This window comes from Ruegeria sp. AD11(2025), from assembly GCF_056542405.1.
Genome location: NZ_JBQFZU010000002.1, coordinates 42,331 through 59,961 on the forward strand (window position 1 = coordinate 42,331; position 17,631 = coordinate 59,961).

At 58.0% G+C, this 17,631-nt stretch carries 16 protein-coding genes and 2 tRNA genes; 7 read left to right on the plus strand and 11 right to left on the minus strand.

Annotated elements, in window-relative coordinates; translation table 11 throughout:
* The first annotated feature begins 1 nt into the window (after position 1).
* Together ACR1XY_RS02030 and ACR1XY_RS02035 are read left to right on the plus strand one after the other, a co-directional pair.
* Positions 2-694 (plus strand): hypothetical protein, encoded by a 693-nt coding sequence (locus ACR1XY_RS02030; RefSeq protein ID WP_480589538.1) that lies wholly within the window; start codon positions 2-4, stop codon positions 692-694.
* Entirely contained in the window at positions 691-2,532 is a 1,842-nt protein-coding gene (locus ACR1XY_RS02035) for a V-type ATP synthase subunit A (protein ID WP_480589539.1), read from the plus strand. Before ACR1XY_RS02030 ends, ACR1XY_RS02035 begins: the two co-directional genes overlap by 4 nt.
* Before the next feature lie 264 nt (positions 2,533-2,796).
* Here ACR1XY_RS02035 and ACR1XY_RS02040 read toward each other — a convergent pair whose 3' ends face one another.
* The 7 genes from ACR1XY_RS02040 to ACR1XY_RS02070 all read right to left on the minus strand — a co-directional run bounded on the left by ACR1XY_RS02040 (position 2,797) and on the right by ACR1XY_RS02070 (position 8,253).
* Positions 2,797-3,279, minus strand: coding sequence for an FkbM family methyltransferase (locus ACR1XY_RS02040; protein ID WP_480589540.1), 483 nt, complete (start codon positions 3,277-3,279; stop codon positions 2,797-2,799).
* Positions 3,280-3,430: 151 nt separating this feature from the next.
* Positions 3,431-3,505: transfer RNA gene (locus ACR1XY_RS02045), tRNA-Glu, on the minus strand.
* A 24-nt stretch (positions 3,506-3,529) separates the two neighbouring features.
* Positions 3,530-3,604, minus strand: a tRNA-Glu gene (locus ACR1XY_RS02050).
* A 98-nt stretch (positions 3,605-3,702) separates the two neighbouring features.
* Positions 3,703-5,445 carry a single-stranded-DNA-specific exonuclease RecJ gene (gene recJ, locus ACR1XY_RS02055; RefSeq protein ID WP_480589541.1) on the minus strand — a complete coding sequence of 581 codons (1,743 nt, stop codon included), beginning with the start codon at positions 5,443-5,445 and terminating at the stop codon, positions 3,703-3,705.
* A 91-nt stretch (positions 5,446-5,536) separates the two neighbouring features.
* Positions 5,537-6,520, minus strand: coding sequence for a class II fructose-bisphosphatase (gene glpX, locus ACR1XY_RS02060; protein ID WP_480589542.1), 984 nt, complete (start codon positions 6,518-6,520; stop codon positions 5,537-5,539).
* A 69-nt stretch (positions 6,521-6,589) separates the two neighbouring features.
* Entirely contained in the window at positions 6,590-7,876 is a 1,287-nt protein-coding gene (locus ACR1XY_RS02065) for a homoserine dehydrogenase (RefSeq protein WP_480589543.1), read from the minus strand.
* A gap of 128 nt (positions 7,877-8,004) precedes the next feature.
* Positions 8,005-8,253 (minus strand): hypothetical protein, encoded by a 249-nt coding sequence (locus tag ACR1XY_RS02070; protein WP_480589544.1) that lies wholly within the window; start codon positions 8,251-8,253, stop codon positions 8,005-8,007.
* 99 nt (positions 8,254-8,352) lie between these two features.
* On the opposite strand from ACR1XY_RS02070, the gene ACR1XY_RS02075 reads away from it, so the two are divergent.
* A complete protein-coding gene (locus tag ACR1XY_RS02075; protein WP_480589545.1) occupies positions 8,353-8,940 on the plus strand; it encodes a TetR/AcrR family transcriptional regulator in 588 nt (195 codons plus the stop codon).
* 5 nt (positions 8,941-8,945) lie between these two features.
* Here the strand turns inward: ACR1XY_RS02075 and ACR1XY_RS02080 are convergent, their stop codons facing one another.
* On the minus strand, positions 8,946-9,857 hold the full coding sequence (locus ACR1XY_RS02080; RefSeq protein WP_480589546.1) for a pirin family protein: 912 nt from the start codon (positions 9,855-9,857) through the stop codon (positions 8,946-8,948).
* A gap of 156 nt (positions 9,858-10,013) precedes the next feature.
* Between ACR1XY_RS02080 and ACR1XY_RS02085 the strand changes: the two genes are divergently transcribed.
* Positions 10,014-10,538 carry a hypothetical protein gene (locus ACR1XY_RS02085; protein WP_480589547.1) on the plus strand — a complete coding sequence of 175 codons (525 nt, stop codon included), beginning with the start codon at positions 10,014-10,016 and terminating at the stop codon, positions 10,536-10,538.
* Here the strand turns inward: ACR1XY_RS02085 and ACR1XY_RS02090 are convergent.
* The 3 genes from ACR1XY_RS02090 to ACR1XY_RS02100 are packed head-to-tail and all read right to left on the minus strand — an operon-like array spanning position 10,456 to position 13,341.
* A complete protein-coding gene (locus ACR1XY_RS02090) occupies positions 10,456-11,085 on the minus strand; it encodes a TadE/TadG family type IV pilus assembly protein (RefSeq protein ID WP_480589548.1) in 630 nt (209 codons plus the stop codon). The genes ACR1XY_RS02085 and ACR1XY_RS02090 overlap by 83 nt on opposite strands.
* A 1-nt stretch (position 11,086) precedes the next feature.
* Positions 11,087-11,617 carry a TadE/TadG family type IV pilus assembly protein gene (locus tag ACR1XY_RS02095; protein WP_480589549.1) on the minus strand — a complete coding sequence of 177 codons (531 nt, stop codon included), beginning with the start codon at positions 11,615-11,617 and terminating at the stop codon, positions 11,087-11,089.
* Positions 11,614-13,341: a Tad domain-containing protein gene (locus ACR1XY_RS02100; RefSeq protein ID WP_480589550.1), complete on the minus strand. Its 1,728-nt coding sequence runs from the start codon at positions 13,339-13,341 to the stop codon at positions 11,614-11,616. The genes ACR1XY_RS02095 and ACR1XY_RS02100 overlap by 4 nt, the downstream gene beginning before the upstream one ends.
* 326 nt (positions 13,342-13,667) lie before the next feature.
* Here ACR1XY_RS02100 and ACR1XY_RS02105 point away from each other — a divergent pair, with 326 nt between their 5' ends.
* From ACR1XY_RS02105 to dnaG, 3 genes are all read left to right on the plus strand, one after another.
* Positions 13,668-15,098 (plus strand): Glu/Leu/Phe/Val family dehydrogenase, encoded by a 1,431-nt coding sequence (locus tag ACR1XY_RS02105; RefSeq protein WP_480589551.1) that lies wholly within the window; start codon positions 13,668-13,670, stop codon positions 15,096-15,098.
* A gap of 147 nt (positions 15,099-15,245) precedes the next feature.
* Positions 15,246-15,542, plus strand: a complete 297-nt coding sequence (locus tag ACR1XY_RS02110) for a hypothetical protein (RefSeq protein WP_480589552.1) — start codon at positions 15,246-15,248, stop codon at positions 15,540-15,542.
* An 80-nt stretch (positions 15,543-15,622) separates the two neighbouring features.
* Positions 15,623-17,572 (plus strand): DNA primase, encoded by a 1,950-nt coding sequence (gene dnaG, locus ACR1XY_RS02115; RefSeq protein WP_480589553.1) that lies wholly within the window; start codon positions 15,623-15,625, stop codon positions 17,570-17,572.
* Positions 17,573-17,631 lie beyond the last annotated feature (59 nt).

Sequence of the window (17,631 nt, forward strand, 5' to 3'; positions counted from 1 at the left end):
CATGTCGGACCCCGACGCCTATATCGCGCTGGTCAGCAGCCTTCCGGGCTCGGAACGGTTGTTTGTTGCCAAACAGCCACCTTTGTCGCGGCTGCGGCTGGATCGGCGTCTGATGGCGCTGACGCCCGAGGATGCGCGCGTTTTGAAGCTGTTGGAGTATGCGCTGAACTGGGGTGACTACGGTATGGACGTCACCGATGCTCAGGCCATCGAGCGCTGTAAAGAGGCGTTGCGCGACATCCCGCAGGCAACGCTGCGCACATTGTTTCTTGAACGGATGGATCTGCGCACGACAGTCGCCGCGTTGCGCCTGCGCAAGCAAGGGGGCAGCCCGTCTTCCGGGACGTTTGGCATGGGGCGTTGGGCGCGGCACATCCCGGCCAACTGGACCGACCCAACCTTTAAGCTGGACGGGCCAATGCGCTGGATCAGGGAGGCCAAACAGTTGCTGGACGCAGAAGACCCGCTGGGACTGGAGCGGTTGCTCTTGTCGGTCAGCCACAAGCAGCTGAAAAAGCACGCCGCCCGCCACCTGTTCGATTTCGAGGCCGTGGCGATCTATGTGCTGATCTGGAATATTTTCGACCGCTGGGCGCAAAGCAATGCGCAGGACGCGGCCAAGAGATTTGAACATTTGGCGCAGCAGGCCATGGCCGGTATCGCCGATATTGGTTTTGATGGAGCAAGCGCATGACAGCCCCAACCACCACCACGCAGACCGCCACCGCCCGCGTCGTCTCGGTGCAGGAGGGGCTGGTGCAGATACAGGCCAATCAAGATGCTTCGGGGCAACCCGGGCAACTGGTCAAGAACGAGGTTGTGTTCATTCTACCCACACGCCCCGGTCCGGGTGGGCGCCAGGAACGCCTGAAGGCCGAGGTGCTGCGGGTGCGCGGCGACAGAGCGGACGTGCAGGTGTACGAAAGCACTGACGGGGTGGCTGTGGGCGATCCGGTTGAACAGTCCGGGCAATTACTGTCGGTTGAACTGGGGCCAGGTCTGCTGGGGCAGGTCTTTGACGGCTTGCAATCGCCGCTGCCCAAGGTGGCCGCCGAATTCGGTACCTTTCTGCCGCGCGGAGCGGATGTAGCTTCGCTGGACACGCAGGCCAAGTGGTCGTTCACGCCGTCGGTCAAGGTTGGCGACACAGTCACGGCGGGCGACAGCATTGGGACCGTGCCCGAGGGCCATTTCAACCACAAGATCATGTTGCCGTTCAACTGGGTGGGCGATTACAAGGTGGTTTGGGTGCAAAAGGGTGCTGCCACAATCCACGACATCGTTGCACGCCTTGAAGATGAGCAGGGTGGCGAGCACACACTGACCCTCTCGCAGAAATGGCCGGTGAGGCGTCCACTGCCAGAAAGCATCCTGAAACGCGCGCTGTCTGAAAGGCTCTATCCGACCGAGCCGGTTCTGACGTCTCAACGTCTGATCGACACGTTCTTCCCCATCGCGCGTGGCGGTACGGCCTGTATTCCGGGGCCGTTCGGGGCAGGCAAAACGGTGCTGCAGAACCTGATCGCGCGAAATGCCAAGGTGGATATTGTGATCGTTGTTGCCTGCGGTGAGCGCGCGGGCGAGGTCGTTGAAACGATTCACGAATTCCCCAAGATGACCGACCCGACGACAGGTGGCAGCCTGATGGATCGCACGATCATCATCTGTAACACGTCCTCCATGCCGGTTGCTGCGCGCGAAGCATCGATCTTCACCGGCATCACCCTTGGCGAGTATTACCGCCAGATGGGCTATGACGTGCTGTTGATCGCAGACAGTACCAGCCGCTGGGCGCAGGCGATGCGCGAAACCTCTGGCAAGTTGGAGGAAATCCCGGGTGAGGAAGGCTTCCCCGCCTATCTGGAAAGCTCGATCAAGGGCCTTTACGAGCGCGCTGGTGCCATGAAGACCAACGATGGCGATCTGGGAAGCCTGACCCTGATCGGCACGGTGTCACCTGCGGGCGGAAACTTTGATGAGCCGGTTACGCAATCGACGCTATCCACGGTGAAGTGCTTTCTTGGCCTGTCCTCCGAGCGTGCCTACAAGCGGTTCTACCCTGCGGTCGACCCGATGCTCAGCTGGTCGCGCTATACCGATCAGCTGTCGGACTGGTATGATAAAAACGCCGAGCCGGGCTGGACCGGCAAAGTGCGCGAACTTCTGGACCTGATCGAAAGGGGTGAGCAGGTCGACCAGATGATGCAGGTGACGGGCGAAGAGGGGGTCACCATCGAGGACTTTGTCACCCAGCAAAAGGCGCTGTTTGTGGACATGGTCTACCTGCAGCAAGACGCCTTCGACAAAGTGGACGCAACCGTTCCGCTTGCGCGTCAGAAGATGACCTTCAAGCTGGTCTATGACGTGACCCAATCGACGGCAGAGTTTGGGGATAAGGCCGAGGTGCGGCAGGTGTTCACGCGACTCACCGGTCTGATGAAGAACTTTCACTACGTGGCGGAAAACACACCGGAATTTAAATCAATCTGGGGACAGATTCAGGATCTGTGCCGAGATAAGTTCGGTACGTGAAAGTAGAGCAGTTTTCGGGATCCGCGAGCTTCGAGTTTGCTCTCGTTTCTGCAGCTAGTTTACCCCGTCCCGTCGCAGTTTTGGGGATTCGACTTCTCGAGCAAATACGGCGTTGCAATACCACATACCATTTAGAGCCTGCCTGGTTTTATTCACCCTGCGGACGGGTTCTATAATGTCGGTCAACCGGTAATTGAATGGGTGCAAGAAGTGAATAAACCGCTCCAGATGCGCGTGAAACCGGTTGTCCAGGTTCGTCGAACACTACACCTGCAAATAAGTAATCCGGCCTTTTCGCAACATGTCAGAAAAACCAAGAAGAACATCTAGGTCGTAGCCTTCAGCGTTGACCTTTAAATAGTCGATTGCTTCAATGCCCATGCTCTCGCAGATGTAGTCGCCAGTTACGACTTCGACTTGTATCTCATCTTTTGAAAGCTGCTCTCCTTCGGGAACCTTGTGATTTCCCGTGTTGAGGTCGGAAGTGAATCGTACCTGTCCAACTTTCGAGGCCAGACCCATTTGGTGGGCAAAAGCCAACCTGTCGCCACTCACGACTTCTTCCAACCGAGAAAACGTTTGTGGAAACGGCTCGAAGCAGTGGATTTCAGCTTCTGGAAGCAATATCCGAAACAGCAGAAAAGACTGACCAACGTTTGCTCCCACATCGAAAACAGTCGGCTTTCCAAAACCGTTTGTTGCAGACTTGGCCTTGGAAAGAATCTCCGTAAGTGGTCGGTTCTCCATAGCGTACAAACCCATGAGAAACGTTTAGTGTTTTTATGGCTTTATTGAATGCAGTTCTTTTTGGTTGAGCTATTCAGAATTGAAAGGACATGTCAGACACGCAGTTATTCCCTTATGAATGAACACTTTTTGGGATCGCTGGATGTGACAATGGTAGCCCGTAGGGGAATCGAACCCCTCTTTCCAGGTTGAAAACCTGGCGTCCTAACCGATAGACGAACGGGCCATTTGTCAATGGCACAAGCACAAGTGGTAGCCCGTAGGGGAATCGAACCCCTCTTTCCAGGTTGAAAACCTGGCGTCCTAACCGATAGACGAACGGGCCACGCTGGCTTGTGGAGGGCCTTTTACGGTTTCACTGTGACCCCCGCAAGCCGAAAAACGCAGGGATGTGAAAGTTTTTTCCCGAGTCTGAAACTGGGCTCAATTTGCCTCAGCAGCGTCTTCGAGCCTCAGTTGCACGCTCTGCCGACCGCCCCATGTGTTAACCTCGAGCCGCCCGGCGAAATGGAACCGCGCCCCACCATGATTGGACAGCTTTTCGCCCATTGTCCCGTCAAAAGCCCCAAACGCGATGGCGTCCAGACCGCCGCCAACACCGTCGGCCAAGGACAGTTTCAGATGGGAGTCGCCGACTCGCTTGGCAAACCGCACCTGCAGGTCCGGCAGGGCGTATCGAGGGGCAGGCGCGCTGGCGCCGAACGGGCCCGCCTTTTCGATCTGTTCGATCAGGTCGGTCGTCGCCGCGCCCGGCATCAGGGTTCCGTCCAGTTTCAGATCGGCCGGTCCGCCTTCGCCCGCGCCCTGTTTGGCCAGCAATGCGGATAGCCGCTCCATCGCGGGTTCCAGCTGATCGCGCATCACGGTCAGGCCGGCTGCCATCTTGTGACCGCCGCCCTTGACCAGCAGCCCCTCGGCGGCCAAGCGCTGGATCGAAGCTCCCAAATCAACACCTGACACTGAGCGTCCCGAGCCTTTGCCCTCATCTCCATCAAAGCCAATGACAATTGCCGGGCGGTTGGCGTTTTCTTTCAGGCGCGAGGCTACGATGCCCACAACGCCAGGATGCCAGCCCTCTCCCGCCGCCCAGACCAGGGGCGCGTCCAGCCCACGTTCCTCGGCCTGTTCCAACGCAGCCGCGCGTACGGCGTTTTCGATATCGCGGCGCTCGGTGTTCAATTCGTCCAGCCGCTGCGACAGCGCCTCGGCCTCGTGCATCGAATCTGTGCTGAGCAGCCGTGCCCCTAGATCGGCCTGCCCAATTCGCCCACCCGCATTTACGCGCGGACCAAGCAGAAATCCCAGGTGATAGCTGTTGGGCGCTGTGTCCATGCGTGCCACGTCGGACAGGGCCACCAGACCCGGCCTCAGTCGTTGGGCCATAACCTTCAATCCCTGACGAACCAATGCCCGGTTCGCGCCGATCAGCGGGGCGACGTCCGCAACCGTCGCCAGCGCCACCAGATCTAGCAGTGATATCAGATCGGGGCCTTTGACCCCGGCCTCGCGCAGTTGTCGCCCGGCCTCGACCAGCATCAGAAACACAACGCCAGCCGCGCAGAGATACCCCAGATCGCCGCTTTCATCCTGCCGGTTCGGGTTCACCACAGCCACGCAATCTGGCAGGGTTTCACCGCCCAAGTGGTGGTCCAGAACGATGACGTCCGCGCCCGTGGCAGCCGCGATAGGCTCATGGCTGAGCGTTCCGCAATCCACACAGATGATCAGGTCGTGGTTAGTTGCCAGTTCCTGCATGGCGGGGACATTGGGGCCATAGCCTTCGTCAATCCGGTCGGGCACATAAAGTGTTGCTTGCAGGCCCATCTGACGCAGCCAGACCAGCAGCAAGGCGGCTGAGCTGGCCCCGTCCACGTCATAATCCGCAAAGACCGCGATCCGTTGCTTACTTCGAACCGCCGACAGAAACCGTGTTGCTGCCGTTTCCATGTCTTTCATGGATCGCGGGTCGGGCAACAGCTCCTTTAGCTTGGGTTCCAGAAACCCGTCGGCCTCCATCGCGGGAACGCCGCGTCGTGCCAGCACCTGACACACCGCGCGGGGCAGGTCGGCCTGTTGTACCAGCATCTCGGTTGCGCGTTCCACTTCGGGCGTTGGCCCGATCCAACGCCGCCCGGTTAATGACTGTTCAACCCCTAGAAAACTCATGGCCTGCCCCTGATGTGCCAAGGCCGGACCCTCTCGGACCCGGCCTCACTGTCTTTATGGATAGCCTCGCGCGCGGTTCAGGCGCAAGCGGTTAGGCGTTGTCGTGCGGCCACATCGGTGTGCGATAGCTCATGCGCCGTACCGAACCGGTTTTCGACCGCATAAGCAGGGTGGTGGTCTCAACCCAACCGGGCTCACGCTTGATGCGCGGCAGCAGCGAGCCACCGGTTACTCCGGTTGCGGCAAAGATCACATCCGCCGTCACCATTTCGTCACGGGCATAAACGCGGTCCAGGTCGGTGATGCCCGCCTTGGCGGCGCGGCCACGTTCGTCGTCGTTGCGGAACAACAGGCGGCCAAAGATTTGGCCACCCATGCATTTCAGCGCAGCTGCGGCCAGAACACCCTCGGGCGCGCCACCCTGGCCCATATACATATCGATGCCGGTCTCTTCGCTTTCGGCGCAATGCATTACACCGGCCACATCACCATCGGTGATCAGGCGGATCGAGGCGCCGGTTTCGCGCACCTCGGCGATCATCGCCTCGTGACGCGGACGCTCCAGAATGCAGACGGTGATGTCGGCAGGCTCGCAACCCTTGGCCTTGGCCAGAGCTTCGACACGCTCCCGGGGGCTCATGTCCAGATTGACGACACCCTCGGGGAAGCCAGGACCGATGGCCAGCTTGTCCATGTAGACGTCGGGCGCGTGCAGCATCGATCCACGCGGGCCCATGGCGATCACTGTCAGCGCGTTGGGCATATCCTTGGCGGTCAGCGTGGTGCCTTCCAGCGGGTCCAGCGCGATGTCAACTCCAGGGCCTTCACCAGTGCCGACCTCTTCGCCGATATACAGCATCGGCGCTTCGTCGCGCTCGCCTTCACCGATGACAACGACACCTGCGATGTCCAGCAGGTTCAGCTGTTCGCGCATGGCGTTCACGGCTGCCTGATCGGCGGCTTTTTCGTCGCCGCGACCGACCAGCGAGGCAGAGGCCAGAGCAGCCTGTTCCGCCACCCGCGCAAGGCCCAGAGACAGCAGGCGGTCGTTAAAATCTACTTTGGCAGCACTCATGTTCTGTATCCTCAGGTCAATAAAGGCGTTTTGTCCGGCATAGCCTGCGTTTCATGCAGGCCGCAAGGGTCAAACCTCTTCAATCCGCAATGCAACGGGTTCGCCGGCCACCACGTCGGTCTCGCGTAGCCCACCGAGGGCAACGTCCAGCGTGGCGCGTGTGGTCTTGTGGGTCACGATCAGGACCGGTGCGGTGCTTTCCGAATGCCCGTACTGCCGCATCCGGTCGATCGAAACGCCCGCATCGCCCAGGATCGCGGCGACTTTTGCCAGCGCACCCGGTTTGTCGAACAGGGCCAGACGCAGATAGTATGGGGCGGGGAGACCGGTCACGGCAGGCTGCGCGTCCTGTAGAGAGGTCGCGGGGCGGCCAAAGGTCGGGATCTGCAGCCCGCGCGCCAGATCGCAGACATCGCCCATTACGGCACTGGCCGTGGGGCCTTCTCCAGCGCCGGGGCCGCGCAGGACAACCTGCTCGACCGCGTCGCCTTGGATCACCACCATGTTGGTGCCACCTTCCAGTTGCCCAAGGGGCGAGCTGCTGGGCACCAGGCACGGCTGCATCCGCTGTTCCAGACCACGCGCTGAGCGCTGCGCAACGCCTAGCAGCTTGATGCGATAGCCCATGTCGTCGGCCTGATGGATGTCATCCAGGCTGATATGCTGAATGCCTTCGATCTGGATGCCGTCGAAATTCGGCTTGGTCCCGAAAGCGATCGAGGATAGCAGCGCCAGTTTATGCGCCGCATCGATACCGCCGACGTCCAGGTTCGGGTCGGCTTCAAGATATCCCAATTCCGCACATTCCTCGAACAGGGCATTATAACCCAACTCCTGCGATTGCATCCGGGTCAGGATGTAGTTGCAGGTGCCGTTCATCACGCCCATGACGCGGGTAATCTCGTTTCCGGCCAACCCTTCGGTCAGAGATTTGATGACCGGGATGCCGCCGGCCACGGCAGCTTCAAACCGGATCACGCGACCGGCGGCCTCGGCTTTTTCGGCAAGTTCCTGACCGTGGATCGCCAACAGCGCCTTGTTCGCGGTGACCACATCCTTGCCGGTGGCAAGTGCCGCCTCGACCGAGGCTTTGGCGGGGCCATTTTCGCCACCGATCAGTTCGACGAAAACGTCTATGTCATCACGTTTTGCCAGCGCAACCGGGTCTGTTTCCCAAGCATAATCGGAAAGGTTCACACCCCGGTCTTTGTTGGCATCGCGCGCCGATACAGCGATTATTTCAACAGGCCGCCCCGTACGCGCTTGCAGCAGGTCCGCGTGGCGGCGGATGATCCTCACGACACCCACGCCAACCGTTCCCAAGCCCGCAATTCCCAGCCGCAGCGCCTGTGTCATCCCGTGGGTTCCTTTCCGCTCGAAAACTTCGTCGTATCAGGCCTGTTGCCCGTTCAGCGCTGCCTTAGCGGGTTCGGCGCTAGGGTGCAATGCGTCGCGGCCCGGCGCGGACCCTGAATCGCAAAGGGTCAGTTGATTTCCGCAGCCTGAAGTTCTTCTGCCTTTTTCTCCAGCGCTTCACGCCGGGCAACAAGGTCCTCTTCGACCTCTGCGGCCTCGTTTGCGGGATCAACCGGCGGGCCGAGGCTTTCCTGAATGGGAATGAGTTCTGGATACCGGGCTGATTTGACGCTTGGCTGCTCACGCCCTTCCAGTTCCGGAAAATCTGCGCATCCGGCACAGATTAGCATCAGGATCAGCATAGACAGGGGCTTCATTCAGATCCCTTTCACGGTGGATTGCAAACGTGATGCACCTTTTATGGCATTGGTTCAAGCGGGGTTCTATCTGAACATGCGTTCAGATACGGTGCGGGAATGGCACGTACTCAAGGTTCACATTCCGATATCACCGGCCCACGTATCCGCAAGGCGGCGCTGGCTTTGTTCGCCCGCCACGGTTATGCCGCCGTATCCATGCGTCAGATTGCGGGTGAGGTCGGGGTGCAGGCGGGGGCGCTGTATAACTACACGCCCGACAAGCAAAGCCTGCTGTTTCGTCTGATGCACGAACATATGCAGGACTTGTTGTCCGCCTATGACGATCAGCATCAATCCGCGGATGCGTCCGAAGCCTTGCGTCAATTCGTCGGGTTTCACATCCGCTTTCACCTAAAGCGCCCGGACGAGGTGTTTATTGCCTATATGGAATTGCGCAACCTGACACCCGAGAATTTTGCAGAGATCGAAGCGTTACGCCGCCACTATGAAGACGCGCTTGAGGCGATCCTGCGCGCGGGGCAGGCGGCCGGAGTGTTTGATATCGCCGATACCAAAATCGCAACTTTGGCGGTGATTGCCATGCTCAACGGTGTCATGACATGGTACCGAGCCGGCGGGCGCTTGTCGCTGGACGAGGTCGAACAAGTCTATTGGGACATGGTCCGCCGGTCGGTTTCGGCTTGAACGGCCTAATGCGCAGGGCGAATGAAAGTGCCGTTGCGCAGGTCTCGAAAGGCTTGCTCCAACTCCGTCCGCGTATTCATGACGATTGGGCCGTGCCAGGCGACCGGCTCGTCAATCGGCGCGCCCGAGATTAGCAGGAACCGGACACCTTCAGGCCCGGCCTGAACAGTGATTTCATCCCCGGTACCAAACCGGACCAGCGTCCGGTCACCGGACATGTCGCGGATATTGACCTCTTGTCCGGCGACTTCTTTTTCCAGCAGGATGCCAGTAGGTTGCGAGGCGTCGGCAAAGGCAGCACTACCTTCGAACACATAGGCAAAGGCGCGGCGGTAGGTATCGATTTTGAGCGTCTTTTTAACCCCTGCCGGGACATGGACATCCAGGTATTGCGGATCGGCGGCGATCCCGTCGACCGGGCCGGTCTTACCCCAGAACTTACCCACGATCACACGCACCTTGGTGCCATCATCATCGGTGATTTCCGGGATGTCTTTGCTTTTGACGTCCTGATAACGCGGCGCGGACATTTTTTTCGCCGAGGGCAGATTACCCCACAGCTGAAAGCCGTGCATCTGGCCTAACGGATTCCCAGCCGGCATCTCCTGATGCAGAATCCCGGAACCGGCGGTCATCCATTGAACGTCTCCAGCGCCAAGTGTGCCGCTGTTGCCCAGCGAGTCCGAGTGTTCAACCGAACCGGTCAGAACATAGGTGATCGTCTCGATCCCGCGATGGGGATGCCAAGGAAACCCGGCCTGATAATCCTGTGGACGCTCGTTTCGGAAATCATCGAACAGCAGAAACGGGTCAAGCTCGGACGGGTCCTGAAAACCGAACGCGCGGTGCAGTTTGACGCCTGCACCTTCCAATGCGGCGATGGCTTTCCGGGTTTCCAGAACGGGTCTTAGGGACATGATGGCCTCCTTCAGTTGTGGTCACCATGTATTTTCGACTGGGACAGCGTCAATCGGCAGAAAAGAACGGGGAATGTGCGAAAATCGGCAGTAGCAGCCCCCCTGTTTTTTTCCACCAGAAGTCGGTAAACCCACGGGGTAACAACAGGGGTTCACATGCAGCAAGACATTCTGGCCACTATTAGGCCTTCACCCGCCAGACGTTGGCTCGGCGTCGGGATGCTGAGCATCGTCGGCGCTTTGGTTTTGTCTGTAGCACTGGTGCAACCGCCCGAGCCCCTGTGGCTGGTCTTTCTGCTTGCGGTTGGCGGCGCGGCGTTCTGGCTGGCGTATCGCATGTGGCACGCGACGAACGACTGGATCGAGTTGACGTCTTCCGAACTCCGAACCGGGGCAGGGCACCTCATCGCCAAAGTAGAGGATATCGAGGCCGTGGATCGGGGGGTATTCGCATTCAAACCTTCGAACGGGTTTCTGCTGAAAACACGCGTTAGTGGGGAAAATAGCTGGGCGCCCGGGCTATGGTGGCGTGTCGGGCGCCGGGTGGGCGTCGGCGGAATGACCGCCGCCGCCGAAACCAAATTCATGACGGATGTGCTTAGCTCGTTGTTGCTACAGGCACATCCAGGTCATTTTGCTGACAACCCTGCACGGAAACGTTCCCAGGGATCAGATCGGTGAAACGCGGGCGCGTGAAGACAAAGTTTTCGAACTTGCGCTTTCCGTTCAGCCAACCGTTCAACAATGGCGGTTTGAACACAGGATCATAGTCGTTCGTGGTTTCGACGATGATCAGTGTGTCCAGGTCAGACATCGGTGGAAGCCTGTCGCGAATTAGGTGAATGTTGTCATTTCGCCACTCGAATCCAAAACCGCAATCTGATGACCAGTCGACATAATGGCGATCGTCTTCCTCTTTAAACATTATGAAAGTCATGCGCATTTTCAACGGTGCCTGGTTACCAACCATTTGGCGCAGCATGACATACATCGACGACACATACGGGTCCGTGATGGTATTGGTCTCACGCGAAACTAGGTCGCCCACTGTGTAAGAAGCTTTGAGGTTAGCAGTGCTCTGGCGGAAAGCGTCATATAGCGAAAAGGTTACCGTGACGGTCCAAACAAGCATAGGGAACAAAACAATAGCTTCTAAGGACAGAGTGCCATCCTCGCGACGTACAAAGTCGCGGATAAATCGCTGTATGCGTGCAAATATAAGCGTCATATCAAGGCTCCTGAACAAAGGCTGTCGTCGCCGTCAGCGTAACCAGGCCATCATCGGTCGTTAGCGCTCGCCCAAAGGTGGTTGTGGCGAGAATCGGATTAACCTTTGCGCAGGCACGTAGAACCATCAGCTCGTTCGATCCGCCATTTGAGAATTCTCGTACCGGTTTGGCCGGTTCCGCCCTGTCAACACAATCCACTGTCGGGTCGATATTGATGCCAGCGTAGGGGTCCTGAACCACCATCTCCAACCGCAAATTGGCAGAGCAGTTGTTGATAATGCTGGATCTGCTGCAGATCGCATCTTTGATCGAGTCATGCGTAGGCCCTGAGCCGGTTCCAAGGCGAATGTCGCGCACCACTAGATCTACCGATCGTTCCAACATCGATTGCTGGATCGAGACCATCGCGTACTCAATGGCCCCCAGGATAAAGAACATGTACAGGGGGAAAAGGATAACGAATTCAACGGTTAATGACCCGTCTTCAGCCTGTTTGAAACGAACTATTTTTTGTAGTGCTTTTCGTGTCATTGCGTCAGCCTCAGGCGCTTGATCGACGAAGCGATGGACTCGAATGCTTGCTCAAGCGTCAGGTCTTCTTCCCCAAGGTTACCGTTTGAGTTGACCACGTAGACGAAAGCAGGACCACTGGCGCAGTTTTGGATCGTAGCGAGACCAGTTGGCGGTGCTTCGAAGGCAATGCCGTAGATTTTGACTTTTTTGCTTTCTTTTATCTTTGAGCAGATAGAGGCTGTGCGAGTATTTTTTGTGCCTGAGTAAATGTTGCTGTACGCATTTGCGTACCAGTCGTTATAGTGGTTGGGGTCCCACTCATAATTGTTTACAGCATTCCAATAAAGCGACACCTGGTTGAACAATTCTGGATAGGTCAGCCGTGTCGCTGTACCTGGTTCGTCCTCCAAGTCACCATAGCGGTGATCGTTGCCGTCCAGTTCCTGTCGTGTCCAGTAGTATTCTTGCGGGCTCTCCGACGAGAGGACGCTGTATTCGTCACCAGTGACGGTTCTGGTGCGCGGCCGCCCCCATCTATCATAGTAATTTTCCGTCCACTCAGTGGCGGGGTTGTACCAGACATCTGACAGTCCATCACGCAGGTCTGATCTTAGTACTGCTTGGGAAGTATTCTGACCATCGGTCATGACGATGATGATTTTCTGAACATCAGCATCGTAGTCCATGGGGCGATTGTCGAACGTTTTAGGTACAACCGTTTTTGCATTCACTTCAGTCGAAGTGGGGTCCACTTTCTGTCGGGTTAATTGTTGGATGATGGGCCGAATTTCAGGGTCAACCAATGCGGCGCCCCATTTCATACCGATTTCAATGGACGTGTTTCCCGATGCAGTAAGAGCGTCAATCTGATCATTCAGGTCCGAAATAACATTGGTGACCGGGGTGATGTCACTTCCGGCCCTTGTTGGACAAACCGTCATGAGGTTGCTTCCTGATCGACCAGTGAAGGGGTCGAAATGAGCCGCTCTGATCAAGCTGGTCGAGGGGCTCAACCCTTTTTCCGAAAACTGGGCTGTGGTGAAGTTCACGCAATGCGAATAGCTGTGTTCAGATGTTGCATTCACGAATTTCCCCAGGATGTTTTCCCCGGCGTTCACCTGTGTTGCATAAGGAATAATCGAAATTGATATCTTGTCCGGGTTTTCCTTTGCGTACATTGCCGCAACGAACTTCTTGGCCGCTTCACGCAGAACCTGGATTTTGGTTTTTCCCGCCTCAGCAGACGGGTCACGCATAGAGCCCGACATATCCAGAACCAGCGAAATCTCGATCGACCCAACGGACTCTTCCGCTGTGCTGCTTACCACAGAATGCAACTTGGGAATGCCAGCAAGGTACATAAATGCAGTGTGGACGGTCACTTCAGCGTCTGCCGTCACACGTCTTGAGCCGATACCAGCGACAACTTCGGGTTCTTTCGTCAGCTTGCCCCGCACTCCGGACTTCTCAAAGTATTCTTTAACAACATCCGCTGGGGGAAGCTCCTGATCAAGGTCAGCGGCAGCGAGAACCGCGCGGTCCAGCGTGGCCTGAAGATTTGCCCGGTCGCGCTCGAAGTGCATCATGTCGACGCCCATGCCGGTCAAACAGATGATTATTAGAAAGCCCGACACTACAAGTATTGTGAACACGCCACCATCTTCGTCCCGGGCGAAACAACGAGCCGAAGTGGTGAAGCTCTTAATTTTCTTAGAGCCGCTTCTGAAAACGCGCATTACCATATTGATGACCTCGCTGAGCAGACATCCAAACTGCCAAGGAAATATTAACTTTCAAAAATTAACGCCGAATCGTGGCGGGATTTAGGCGAAAAAGCCGCTGTCTTGACCGGTTTGCTGGAAAAAGCGGGATAATTTGAGGGTGTTAGGCGCTTCTGTTGTCGTATAGGCGACAATTTCAAATGGGTGTTCATGGTCGGGCGACTCAGGGGCTTCGAAAAAATATCTTCGGGTTTCGTCGGTTTTATTTTCGCTTAAATATTGATCGTTTACGTATTGGGTGCGACAAAACGTCAGAACGTAAGTCGTTCGCTGGCACGGAGGATTAAATGACGGCCATCAAAGAACCCAGCTTTCGCGAGAGTGTGGACCTCATGTTCAACAGGGCGGCGTCCCTGATGGACTTGCCTCCAGGGCTAGAGGAAAAGATCCGGGTCTGTAACGCCACTTACACAGTGCGGTTCGGTGTACGACTGCGGGGCGAAATTCACACCTTCACAGGCTATCGCTCGGTTCATTCCGAACATATGGAGCCGGTCAAGGGCGGTATTCGCTACGCCTTGGCGGTGAACCAGGACGAGGTCGAGGCGCTGGCGGCGCTGATGACCTATAAATGCGCGCTGGTCGAAACGCCGTTTGGCGGCTCGAAAGGTGGCCTGCGCATCGATCCCCGCCAATATGAAGAGCATGAGCTGGAGCAGATCACCCGGCGCTTTGCCTATGAACTGGCCAAGCGCGATCTGATCAACCCTTCTCAGAACGTGCCCGCGCCGGATATGGGGACAGGTGAGCGTGAGATGGCCTGGATGGCCGACCAATATGCCCGCATGAACACCACCGACATCAATGCGCGCGCCAGTGTGACCGGCAAGCCGTTGAATGCCGGGGGTATCTCGGGGCGGGTCGAGGCGACCGGACGGGGCATTCAATACGCTCTGCGCGAATTCTTCCGCCACCCCGAGGATGTGCAGAAGGCGGGCCTGTCGGGCAAGCTGGATGGCAAGCGTATTGTCGTGCAGGGGTTGGGCAACGTGGGATACCACGCGGCGAAGTTCCTGAGCGAGGAGGACGGCTCGCGCATTGTGGGTATCATCGAATGGGATGGCGCGTTGTATAACCCCGACGGGATTGACGTGGAATCCGTTCGGCAGTGGATTGTGAAGCATGGCGGGGTCAGCAACTACCCGGATGCGACACATTCGGCCGAGGGGGCCGATGTTCTTGAAGCGGAATGCGATATCCTCGTCCCGGCTGCGCTTGAGGGGGTGATCAACCTGTCCAACGCCGAGCGGATCAAGGCGCCTCTGATCATCGAGGCGGCGAATGGTCCAGTAACGGCAGGCGCGGATGAAATCCTGCGCAAAAAAGGAACGGTGATCATTCCGGATATGTATGCAAACGCGGGCGGTGTGACGGTTTCCTATTTTGAGTGGGTCAAGAACCTCAGCCATATTCGTTTTGGCCGGATGCAGCGCCGTCAGGAAGAGGCGCGGCACGAGTTGATCGTCAGTGAGTTGGAGCGGTTGGACCGTTATCTGGGTGACGCATGGTCGATGTCTCCAAACTTCAAGGCCAAGTACCTTCGCGGCGCGGATGAGCTGGAACTGGTGCGTTCAGGTCTGGATGACACCATGCGCATTGCCTACCAGTCTATGCGCGAGGTGTGGCACAGTCGCGACGATGTCGAGGATCTGCGGACGGCGGCCTATATCGTGGCCATTGACCGCGTCGCGAAAAGCTATCGCGCCAAGGGTTTGTAACTTTCGGCGTTGGCGGCGGTCGGGTTGCGGCCCGGTCGCCCCTGTTGCCGCTCTGCCCCTAACGACCGCGCGCGGTGAAAAGGGTGATAGCGGGCGATACTTCTGCCGGGTAAGCTGCCGCGAAAGAAACGATTCCGGGAGACCCCCATGTTGCGTATCGCCGTTGCGGCCCTGTTGCTGGCCACACCTCTGGCAGCTCAGGAAACCAAAGAACAAAGCTGCCAGTATCAGGCCGATGTCGTTGCGGCGATTCAGAAAGCGCGCCTGGACAGGGTAAAAGAGCGCGACGTGCCACAGGCGGTGGCCGACACAGGCCCGACATGGCCTGAAAGCTACAATAACGCCATTCCGCTGATCACGCCTTGGGTTTACGAGCAAAAGATGCGGGATGTCCGCAAAAAGGATCTGGGTGCGGCGTGGCTGGAGTTGTGCCTGCAGCAATAATCCACAGGCCCGTCATTTCCCTGTGGACAACCGCGCGTCATCCCCTTGGCGCGGGTTATCATTTCTGGCAGGTTTGACGAATGTCTTTGCCCCCCGGATTTCTGGATGAACTGCGCACTCGGCTGAGCTTGTCTCAGGTTGTCGGGCGCAAAGTCATGTGGGACCAGCGCAAGTCCAATCAAGGCAAGGGCGACATGTGGGCCCCGTGCCCGTTTCACCACGAAAAGACTGCATCCTTCCATGTCGATGACCAAAAGGGGTTCTATTACTGCTTTGGCTGCCACGCCAAAGGGGACGCGATTAGTTTCGTGAAAGAAACCGAAAATGTCTCGTTCATGGAAGCGGTAGAGATTCTGGCGCGTGAAGCCGGAATGCCGATGCCTGCCCGTGATCCTAAGGCGCAGGAGAAGCAGGATCGTCGTGCGCAGTTGGCCGAGGTGATGGAGCAGGCGGCGCAGTTCTTCCGCCTGCAGCTCAAGACCGGAGCTGGCGGAGTCGCGCGCGACTACCTGACCCGTCGGGGTCTGGACGTTCGGGCGTTGGAGCGGTGGGAGATCGGATTTGCTCCGGACGGCTGGCAGGCGTTGTGGGATCATCTGCGGGGCAAGAATGTCGCCGAGGACCTGATCCTCGGGGCTGGTTTGGCCAAGCCGTCAAACAAGGGCAAGAATCCCTATGACACCTTCCGCAATCGGATCATGTTCCCGATCCGCGACCCGCGCGGGCGGTGTATTGCCTTTGGCGGCCGGGCGATGGATCCAAGTGACAACGCCAAGTATCTGAATTCGCCCGAAACCGAGTTGTTCGACAAGGGTCGCAGTCTTTACAACCACGGCCCAGCACGTCAGGCGGCGGGGAAGGGGCAACCGCTGATCGTGGCCGAGGGGTATATGGACGTGATTGCTCTGGCCGAGGCCGGGTTCGGCGCTTCGGTCGCACCGTTGGGTACGGCGATCACGGAACACCAGCTACAACTGCTGTGGCGCATAGCGGATGAGCCGATCATCGCGTTGGATGGTGACACGGCCGGTTTGCGCGCCGCGATGCGCGCTGTTGATCTGGCGCTGCCTCTGCTCGAGGCTGGGAAATCTCTGCGCTTTGCCCTGATGCCCGAAGGTAAGGACCCGGATGACCTGCTGCGGGCCGAAGGGGCCGGGGCGGTTCAGGCTGTGCTGGATGGGGCCATCCCCATGGTCAAACTGTTGTGGCAGCGCGAAACCGAAGGCAAAGTGTTCGACAGTCCGGAACGTAAGGCAGCGTTGGACAAGGTGCTACGCGACAAAATCAAGCTGATCCGCGATCCCTCGATCCGGTCGCATTATGGGCAAGAGATCAAGGACCTGCGCTGGCGGCTTTTCCGTCCGCAGCGGCAGCCGCAGAACCGCCAGTGGCAGCCACGCGGCAAGTGGCAACCGCAGAAACAGCCAGCAACACCCGGTGCGCGATCCTCTTTCCTGGCCTCATCCGAGGGGGCGGAAATCCAGCTGCGTGAAGCGGCCATACTGGCCATCGCAGCGCTGAACCCACGGGTCGTCGTGCAATTCGAGCACCAGCTGGAAGAGATGGAGTGCCGCGACCCAGACCACGCGGCTCTGCGCCATGCCATTCTGCGTCACGCGATTGATGATCCGGATCATCTGCAGGACCACATTGCCGAAACTTTGGGGCCCGAAGCCCTTGAAAACCTGCTGGCCCTTCGCCATGTCGCAGTAATCCCCTGTGTGTACAAACCAGGCGACGTTGAAAAGGCCGAGATGACACTGGCTGAGGAACTCGCAAAGATCAAAGCGCTCCGGGGGTTGGATGCTGAGATTGCCGAAGCTGCAGAGGAACTGTCCGATCTGGCTGATGAGGCGCTGACATATCGGCTGGCGCAGGCCGCCGAAGAGCGCAACCGCACGAGCCGCAGCCAGAACGAGGACAGGGCCGTTTTCGACATCGCCGACAACGGCGCGAGAATCAACCGCGACGAGAAAGACGCGTTCAAGGCAATCATGTCCGGGATCAATTTCGAACGGAAACGCCGCTAAACTGGTGTTTTCGTAAGGCACTGGAAAAGAAAAACAGGTAAACGGGTGGCCGAATCACT